Raw genomic sequence first — 5,767 nt, 5'->3', positions numbered from 1 at the left:
TGATTTGCGTTTACTCATTGTAAAACTCCTTTTAATACATTAATTTTAAAGGAAAGTTCTACTTTAGAGCTGTATTAATTTAGGGGGTCGTTACACTGCTTGTACAGATTCTACTTTTAAGCGTATTACACTATCGGTCTATTCTAGTTTAGAGGCCGTTGGGTTGACGGCAGCAGTGGCTAGTGCCTTAGCTAAAGAGGGAATTAGCGCTAATGTTATTGCGGCATATCATCATGATCATGTGTTTGTCCCTCTAGATAAAGCAAATCAGGCGATGCAGATATTGACAAGATTAAGTTGTTTTTAACAGCCTGTTTTTTACTCTAATACCATTAAAACGGCCAAGGCTTACTTTTATCTATGTTATGCAGGATAAGAGCGGTCAGAATTAAAATTAAAGAGCCAGCGTATATGGCTCTATTTTTAATGATATTTATGTGCTATACTACATATCAGCTTGCTTTTTAATTGCTATGGTGTATTTATGTTTGAGTTAAAAGATCTTCCTAGCTATCAGACTCTTGTTGAATTTGGTGAGTTATATGGTAACTCTGATGTTGAAGGGCTGCATACTTGGCTGATCTGGGCCTCAGCAACAGAGGAAATGCTACACGCTTTTGAGGCTAATTTAGCGCGTGCGGGGGGCTTGGCACAGACGCAGTTTTTTGTTTTAATTTTATTAAAACGCAATCCCGAGGGCTTGAGTGTTGGTGCATTGGCTGAGGGGGTAGCTGTGACCTCACAAACAATGACTCGGACTATTGATCGTATGCAGGGTGCTGGTTTATGCCAACGCTATCCTGATCCTGCAGATAGGCGCGCTTGGATAGTGCGTCTTAGCTCTGCGGGCGAAGACCTTTTAGCTCAGGTCTTACCAGCTCATTATGAATGGGTTAGCCAGTTAATGAGCCACTTTGATGAACAAGAGCGTGTTGTTCTTAAAAAGCTTATGTTGAAATTAAAACGTATTGAACTAGAGTAATTAGGGTAGGACTTTTCATTTATCAATAGAGACTTCGATTAAGTTCTCTATTTTTTCTTTCATTTAATTAAATATGTAGCTAGCTACATAGTAGCATGGGGTGTAAATGCGCAGTTCACCTTTATTTTTACCTTCGCTTCGATTGCGGCTTTTGCTTGTAGGGTGTGCTTTAGCTGTGGTGTCGTTGCTTTATTTACCTCTACCATTACTGCCTTCATTAACAAAGCAATATGGTCAGCAGGCAACCCGTCTTGTCAGTTTCTATGGTTTTTCTTACGCAATTGGCTTTTTGGTTTTTGGGCCGCTGTCAGATTACGTAGGAAGGCAGCGCATTATGGTGATGGGATTAGCGTTGCTTTCGGTCGTCACGCTAGCCATGGTATTTGCTCCTACTTTTGAGTTGCTATTACTAGGTCGTGGGATCCAAGGATTTATTGCGGCGTCTTTTCCGCCGGTCGTGATTGCTTATTTGGCAGAGCGTGGCTCGGTCTCAGAGCGTACATGGGGAGTGGCATTATTGAGTACAGCCGCTTTATTAGCAGGAGTAGTGGGGCAAACCTATGGTCTATCTGTGGCAATATCGGGCCGCTTAACGTTAAGCCTCCTCCCTTTATGCCTAATTTACTTAATAACGGCGTTGGCTTTGTTTAAAGTACCCAATGAAAGAATGACACATTCTCCTCATGATAGATTTTTTCATCAATATCGTTTTATTACACAGTTGCTAATGCATCGTTCATTACGTCGTGTCTATGTGCCTGCTTGCTTGTTATTGATGAGCTTTGTCGCTTTTTATATTTTATTGGACTTACATTTGCGCGCTGTGTTATTGACTCACGGTTTAAGTGTACTAATGGCACGCATTATTATTTTTCCTGCTTTCTTCATGCCGTTAGTTATGGTGCGCTTTGCCGCGACGTGGAGCACGCAGCAGTCATTAGCGACAGGGTTAGGGTTAACAGTCTTAGGTCTGATGATGGCGGCTTGGGCGAACAGTACGCATATTGGTTTCCTTTTATTTTCTTCTTTTGTTTTTGTAGCAGGCATAGGCATCAGTATCCCCAGCTTAATTACACAGATTGCAGTGGTGGCTGCCCCGGAAAGACGCGGCCTAGCCATCGCCTTATATACCTTCTTTTTGTTTGTTGGTGCTGGGTTAGGCCCTGTGCTGGTGCATTCAATAATTAATCTATCTTTGGGAAAAAGCTATGCGGTATTGGCGAGTTTAATGGCGTTGGCGAGTATTTACGCTACGTGGGGGTTTTTAATTAAAAGGAATCAAGGGAATTAAATGATCAAAAAATATAGAGGTTTCACGTTAACTGCGTTTGCAATATTTTCGGCTGTTTTTTTCATTAATCAGACAGCAATGAGCAATACATTAATTAATAAGGAAGTCGTCATGACATCAAATATCACCATAAACCAAAATACTTTCCCCGTCCCGAACACGCATTATCAAGTAATGTCACGATCTGAAATGGCAGACAAAGAACCTATCGTTTTGACACGCTACGAGCGTAAGGACGGGCGTAACAGAGGTTTAGAGGGAGAGCATTTCAGTACTATTTATGCAGATAATGGGCTCTTGAAGGGATTTGCCAACATCTCTTTGGATTTAGTGAGTCTACCTTTACCGACTCGTGAAGAAAGTGAAAAGATTGCACGTGATTTTTTGCAAGAGTACGCCCCGGATCTATTACCTAGGATGGAAATTAGTTGGATTGATCCTCATGATGAGCCAATCCTCAGCTTAAATGATAAGGGGGAAAAAGAAACTCATACTGTGACAGGTATGAAAGTGAAAGCAAAAAACACGAAAGACGGTCGTTGGTTTTGGGTCATTGTCGGTGCAGATTCCCAGCCCATGATATTTGAGCGAGATATTGTTTGGATATCTTTCCCTGGACATAGACAAACAGAAAAATGGTTACATGATAGTTGGTTGAAAAAGCAAAAGTGATGGGTAGCTCGCTGTTTTGAATGAGTGGTAGAGCAGACTGAGGGCTGGTTTGCTCTACTAACACAGTCAGGATAGCTTTGGTAATTCTTCTCTGGTTTGAACGGGTAATTTGTGGATTATGATCCTTTTATTTCTTAAGTAGGAGTAAAGAGGTTCTAGTTTCCAACTATTTTGTCATTTTTGATATCTTCGCTAATTCATTACGCTGCCGCTAGTTCCCATCTATTTTGTCTCTTTCCTCCAAACAACTCTCAAAAACTCCCATTTCCACCCCTCCTAGTTCCCAACTATTTTGTCCACCCACATCATCTTGGCAACTTCTTCTTTGGCGTTGGCTTCCATCTGCCGCACCTTGTCGGCCAAGTTTGGCGGCAACCAAACTTCGACCCGCTGCCAATCACGCGGAACCTCGTTCGCAGCCGAGATAACACTTTTCACCATCGAGCTGACGCGCTGACGTGATAGCCCATGATTGCGGGCAACGTCGCTTTGGCTCTTTCCTTCAACAAGAACTTCGCGGGCAATATCAATTGTTTCATCGGTCAAACGACCAAGGCGCGGCCTTAACTCGTCAAAAAAAGTGGCCGTCATTTTTCCATCATCCATCATGGACACCTCATAAAAAGGCGGGTGGCCAACCCGCCGGATTTTTGCTAATTAACGGTCGCGTCTGGCGTAAGTGATGGGGTCAATAACGACATATTCAGCATCCAGTTTTAACCCTGAACGTTGCTCGCCGTCTTGCTCCCATGTTTCCATGCGTAGCTCGCCAGCGGTGCGAACGCGCATACCCTTTTTCAAGTGCTCACGGGTAACACGCGCACGACCACCCCAAAGCGAACCATTTAGCCAAAAACCGCCTTTATCTGTGAATCCGCCGTTTCCATCTGGTACGCGGCGCTCGATATAAACTGAAAAGTCCATAACGTCGCGCTCTTTACCATTAACGGTCACTGTGCGCAGCTCGGCTACATTGCCAAGATTGCCTTCGGCTTCAAAACGATTACTCATAATATGACTCCTGCTAATAAGTTGAGAAAACCGGCTTTGCAGTTGCCGCCGCTTGCCGGGTATGGGTCACTGCAACCCATGTATTAATTATGCCGTAAAGCTGGCATTTTGTCAATACCTGTCAATAGTTAATGTTGTTTTTTTCCGTTCGGGCTGCACATGATGCGGTCGGCATAGCCGACCGCATCGCGTTTTTTTAAATCAGACCAAGTAAAGCAAGCCACGAATCGGGGTGATCTGGTTCGACCATTTCGCCATCTGGCGTTTCGCACACGCTGTCAAAAACCCAGTTTTCTATAGCCTGTATGTCGGGCACTTCGTAGGTTTCGCCATTCCAAACAATGGTTTTTGGTAATTTCATCGTTGTTTCTCCTGCGTTGATTAGTGGCCCGGAGCGGTTGCCGCCGCTTTGTTCCGGGTGATTTGCTTTGCATCAATTGATGCAAAGCATGATGCAATTATGATGCAAAACGCCATGCTTGTCAATAGGTGTCAATACTTACATTCTGGTCGAGGTGAAAAAAACCCCGCCGGGTTAGGGCGGGGCTTTGAGGGTTACGCGGCTTTTTTCTGTAAAATTTCCGCTTCTTCTAGTAGGAAATCCGCGGCTTTTTGGGCTTCTGTGGCGGCTTTAAAAATCATCCGCTTGTCATCCTTCAACGCTCGAAGCCAACTAGCTACATATGCGCCGGACTGCTCAAAATCGGGGGTTAAACCAATAGCAGCACAAACCATGCAATTACCAATTTCCGCAATCAATTCCTCAAAAGCGTAGCTTTTTCGGTCACTAAAGCGGCTGAAACGATCTAGGCGTGACTTGTGGCCTGTCCAGTGGGTCGCCTCATGGGCAAGGGTCGCATAATAGCCCGCGGCGCTGTGAAAAGTAGCAATAGGCGGCATATGGATATAGTCGCCGTTCAGGCTGTAATAGGCGCGGGGTTCTTCGCTGGTGCGAATGTCTGCGCCGGTAGCCTTAAAAAAGGCGTCAAGCTCGGGGTCTGCTTCTGTGCCAAGGTCGCGGGCTTCTTCTGCCGGGACTGCGTGGTACTTCTCGGGCAGTCCGTCGATTTGGTCAGCATTAAACACGGTATAGCCTTTCAGGTACGGAATTTTTTTATCTTCGCCGGTTTCCTCGTCCTCACGCTCAAAGGTTCCATATTTAACAACGGTTGTACCTTTTTCTCCTTTGCGTACCTGTGCGCCTAGCTCCTGCGCTTGGCGATATGTGAACCAGTAGGCGCTACCGTAACCTTTTTCAGCCGCGGTCAACCAAAGCATTACAACATTAATACCGCGATACGCTTCACCAGTAGAGCGCAAAGGCATTTGCATTGTGCCCGCTTCGCCTGTCCACGGTTTACGCCATGCGGGCGCGCCTTGCTCGATGCTGGAAATGATGCGGTCTGTAACGTGTTGGTAAAGATCAAATTTAGTTTTTTTCATGGTTTCGACTCCTGCGAGAGTTTTTTAAAAGCCCGGAGCGGTTGCCGCCGCTTTGTTTCGGGTTCCGTCTGTTGCACAAGTGATGCAACCATGATGCTATTATGACGCAAAACGCTATACTTGTCAATAGCTGTCAACACTTATTTTCAAAATAAATTGCTTGCATCCAAACGTTTTTTCGGGCTGCTTTGATTTCTGATTGAGGGAGCGGGCGGCGGCCAAAGGCCGACGAATAGGCGCTTTAGCGCCTTTCTTTGGTAAATAGTTCCGCCGATAGGCGGCACATTTTTATAGATCGGAGCAAAAACTAGGTTCTTCTGGTCTGCTCGTCATTCGTCAATCGGTCGCGGTAAGCCCGGTTTGCCTGT

Annotated in this window: 8 protein-coding genes; 4 read left to right on the top strand and 4 right to left on the bottom strand. The window is 45.1% G+C overall.

Annotated features, from left to right (window positions below):
- Nucleotides 1-73: 73 nt before the first annotated feature.
- The 4 genes from B092_RS15945 (at nt 74) to B092_RS15785 (ending at nt 2,945) form a co-directional block, all read left to right on the top strand.
- Nucleotides 74-307 carry an ACT domain-containing protein gene (locus B092_RS15945; protein WP_083907547.1) on the top strand — a complete coding sequence of 78 codons (234 nt, stop codon included), beginning with the start codon at nt 74-76 and terminating at the stop codon, nt 305-307.
- A gap of 177 nt (nt 308-484) precedes the next feature.
- On the top strand, nt 485-982 hold the full coding sequence (locus tag B092_RS0111780; RefSeq protein WP_018575433.1) for a MarR family winged helix-turn-helix transcriptional regulator: 498 nt from the start codon (nt 485-487) through the stop codon (nt 980-982).
- 106 nt (nt 983-1,088) lie between these two features.
- On the top strand, nt 1,089-2,273 hold the full coding sequence (locus B092_RS14425) for an MFS transporter (RefSeq protein WP_018575432.1): 1,185 nt from the start codon (nt 1,089-1,091) through the stop codon (nt 2,271-2,273).
- Nucleotides 2,274-2,945 carry a hypothetical protein gene (locus tag B092_RS15785; RefSeq protein WP_018575431.1) on the top strand — a complete coding sequence of 224 codons (672 nt, stop codon included), beginning with the start codon at nt 2,274-2,276 and terminating at the stop codon, nt 2,943-2,945.
- Nucleotides 2,946-3,221: 276 nt separating this feature from the next.
- On the opposite strand, the gene B092_RS14420 is transcribed toward B092_RS15785, so the two are convergent.
- From B092_RS14420 to B092_RS0111750, 4 genes are all read right to left on the bottom strand, one after another.
- Nucleotides 3,222-3,554 (bottom strand): TrfB-related DNA-binding protein, encoded by a 333-nt coding sequence (locus B092_RS14420; protein WP_083907545.1) that lies wholly within the window; start codon nt 3,552-3,554, stop codon nt 3,222-3,224.
- Nucleotides 3,555-3,602: 48 nt separating this feature from the next.
- Nucleotides 3,603-3,956 (bottom strand): single-stranded DNA-binding protein, encoded by a 354-nt coding sequence (locus B092_RS0111760; RefSeq protein WP_018575429.1) that lies wholly within the window; start codon nt 3,954-3,956, stop codon nt 3,603-3,605.
- Between the two features lie 196 nt (nt 3,957-4,152).
- Nucleotides 4,153-4,317 (bottom strand): hypothetical protein, encoded by a 165-nt coding sequence (locus B092_RS15655; protein WP_018575428.1) that lies wholly within the window; start codon nt 4,315-4,317, stop codon nt 4,153-4,155.
- A gap of 194 nt (nt 4,318-4,511) precedes the next feature.
- Complete coding sequence (locus B092_RS0111750; protein WP_018575427.1) at nt 4,512-5,399, bottom strand: ArdC family protein; 888 nt, start codon at nt 5,397-5,399, stop codon at nt 4,512-4,514.
- Between the last annotated feature and the right edge of the window lie 368 nt (nt 5,400-5,767).

The sequence above is a fragment of the Oligella ureolytica DSM 18253 genome, assembly GCF_000373745.1.
Taxonomy (GTDB): domain Bacteria; phylum Pseudomonadota; class Gammaproteobacteria; order Burkholderiales; family Burkholderiaceae_B; genus Oligella; species Oligella ureolytica.
This window is presented reverse-complemented; position numbering and strand designations above follow the sequence as displayed.

What these genes read in the sequence shown, in the direction of transcription:
- B092_RS14425 (WP_018575432.1), top strand. Translation starts at nt 1,089, where the DNA reads ATGCGCAGTTCACCTTTATTTTTACCTTCGCTTCGATTGCGGCTTTTG.
- B092_RS0111750 (WP_018575427.1), bottom strand. Translation starts at nt 5,399, where the DNA reads ATGAAAAAAACTAAATTTGATCTTTACCAACACGTTACAGACCGCATC.
- B092_RS15785 (WP_018575431.1), top strand. Translation starts at nt 2,274, where the DNA reads ATGATCAAAAAATATAGAGGTTTCACGTTAACTGCGTTTGCAATATTT.
- B092_RS14420 (WP_083907545.1), bottom strand. Translation starts at nt 3,554, where the DNA reads ATGATGGATGATGGAAAAATGACGGCCACTTTTTTTGACGAGTTAAGG.
- B092_RS0111760 (WP_018575429.1), bottom strand. Translation starts at nt 3,956, where the DNA reads ATGAGTAATCGTTTTGAAGCCGAAGGCAATCTTGGCAATGTAGCCGAG.
- B092_RS15655 (WP_018575428.1), bottom strand. Translation starts at nt 4,317, where the DNA reads ATGAAATTACCAAAAACCATTGTTTGGAATGGCGAAACCTACGAAGTG.
- B092_RS0111780 (WP_018575433.1), top strand. Translation starts at nt 485, where the DNA reads ATGTTTGAGTTAAAAGATCTTCCTAGCTATCAGACTCTTGTTGAATTT.